This window comes from Dehalococcoidales bacterium (assembly GCA_035529395.1).
In the GTDB taxonomy this organism is placed as follows: Bacteria; Chloroflexota; Dehalococcoidia; order Dehalococcoidales; family Fen-1064; genus DUES01.
In genome coordinates this window covers 1-2,272 of the sequence record DATKWT010000167.1, presented here as the reverse complement: position 1 = coordinate 2,272, position 2,272 = coordinate 1, and the positions used below count along the sequence as shown (strand labels likewise).

General features: G+C 56.5%; 2 protein-coding genes. Both read left to right on the top strand.

The genetic code is table 11. The features are described 5' to 3' along the window. The first annotated feature begins 432 nt into the window (after positions 1-432). On the top strand, positions 433-1,707 hold the full coding sequence (locus VMW13_10425) for a hemolysin family protein (GenBank protein HUV45228.1): 1,275 nt from the start codon (positions 433-435) through the stop codon (positions 1,705-1,707). Between the two features lie 56 nt (positions 1,708-1,763). Continuing rightward, a partial coding sequence (locus VMW13_10420; GenBank protein ID HUV45227.1) for a DUF21 domain-containing protein occupies positions 1,764-2,272 on the top strand: 509 nt, incomplete at its 3' end.

Genomic DNA, 2,272 nt, shown 5'->3' with positions numbered 1-2,272 from the left:
CAGTCCCTGTCATTCTAGCAAGCCTATGAAAAACCCTTTCGACCAACCCCCCCGTGCGGCCCAGATGGGCCGTCTGGGCCATACGGGATAGGGCGTACACCAGTGCGAAGGTCCTGTTGGGTGAAAGACGAATCAAGGGGGACACCCCCTTGAAATCCCCCTCAAGAGGGGTTACACTCCTCTTTGACACCCCAAAACGGTGTGAAGGACAATTTCAGGCAGGGGTCGTTTGCACCTAAGGGTGTGTGGCACTATTCTGGTCAGAGTCCGGGAAGGCGACTACAAGCGGAGAGTCAAAGGGGCTACCCCCCTTTATTAGCAGCTTGCTAATGTACCGGATGCCGTACAACAGTATTTTGACACTCCTGTTTGGCGATGATATGATTGGGCTGTCGGTACCACTGAATTCTGGCAACGGAGAGGTGATGGTATCTGGATAGCACTGTTCCTTTATACCTAGCGCTTATTATCCTCTGTCTGCTCTTCTCCGCATTTTTCTCAAGTTCGGAAACTGCCTTCATTTCCCTTCAGAAGCTGAGGTTGGAGTATCTGGTCGAAGCGAAGGTGCGGGGTGCCGACCGGGTGGCCAGACTGCTCCGGCGGCCAGAGAAGCTGCTCTCAACCGTCCTGCTGGGCAATACCTTCGTCAACACGGCTGCCGCAGCTCTGGCTACAGCCCTGGCCATCGGCGTATGGCCGGACCAGGGGGTCCTGATTGCCACCGTGGGACTGACCGTTCTCCTGCTGGTCTTCTGTGAGACTACCCCGAAGACATTTGCTACCCTGCATACTGAGCGACTGGCGCTGGCCTCTGGCCGTCCCCTTGCGATAGTCTCGTGGTTGTTCACGCCCTTTGTGATGGTGTTGAGCTGGATAGCATCACGGTTCAGCAAGCTGGTCGGGGTGAAGCCGGCTCCGGGTTCCCTGGTGAGCGATGAGGAGATACGCACCATGATATCCCTGGGGCAGAAGCAAGGGGAGATGGAACATGCCGAGGCTGAGCTGCTGGACAGGGTCTTTGAGTTTGGTGACCGGCCTGTCCGCGAGGTCATGGTACCGCGTCCGGAGGTGGTGGCCATAGAACAGGGCTCCGGGATTGCCGACTTTCTTGCCCTCTATGCGGAGCACCCGCTGTCACGTTTCCCGGTATTCGATGAGAATATGGACAATGTTATCGGCATTCTGGCGATAAAGGATGTTCTCATGGCCCAGGCGAAGGGCAGCATCAACCGGCAGAGTATAGTTAATGACCTTATCCGTCCGGCACACTTTACTCCGGAGACCAACCGGATCAGTGAGCTTTTCACCGAGATGCGTGACCAGAACAACCGGATGGCGGTAGTGGTGGATGAGTATGGCGGTACCGCCGGCATCGTCAGTCTGACCCGGCTGGTGGAAGAGATTGTTGGGCCGGTGGGGGATGAGCTTGCCTCGGTGGAGAAAGACTATGAGGTAATTAACGCCTACACCTTCCAGGTCGATGGTAGTCTGCGGATTGAGGAGGCCAATGAGGAGCTGGAGCTGGAGCTTCCCGAAGGCGACTATGAGACTGTGGCCGGCTTCATCCTGTACCTGCTCGGGCGGATACCCAGACCGAACGAGCAACTGCGGTATAAAGACCTGAAAATGGTGATAACCGAGATGCGCGGTATGAAGATTGAGAAGGTCCTGCTGACCAGGGAGAACCATGCCAAGTCTTCGGGATAGGTTTTGCCCGCGGGGCCGTTGCGAGTCTGTAACAGTCAGGAACAGGGCGAAGTAGCATGTCCGGTATTGAAACACTGTACGTGGTGCTCCTGGTGGTCTGCTTCGTGCTGTCTGCCTTCTTTGCCAGTTCGGAGATAGCCTTATTCTTCCTTCAGCGGGTGAAGGTTGAGCACCTGGTCAGTACTGGAGTCAGAGGGGCGGAGAGGGTGTCGCGGATGCTCGACCGCCCGGACCGGTTATTGTCCATCATCCTGCTGGGAAATAACCTGGTAAACACCGCTGCGGCGGCACTGGCAACTGTCCTTGCCGTCTCTATTTGGCGGAGTCACGGCTGGCAGGAGGAGGGAGGAATTCTTGTTGCCGCCATTGCTGTCACCATCATTCTGCTGATATTCGGCGAGACCATACCCAAGACGATAGCCATCCGTTATACCGAGCGGCTGGCCATACTCTTCGCCCGGCCGATAGAATGGCTCCTCTGGGTACTGCTTCCATTCGTGGTAGTGTTAAGCTGGATTGCCTCCGGCCTGAGTAAGATGCTGGGTGGAACACCGGTACCGAGGTC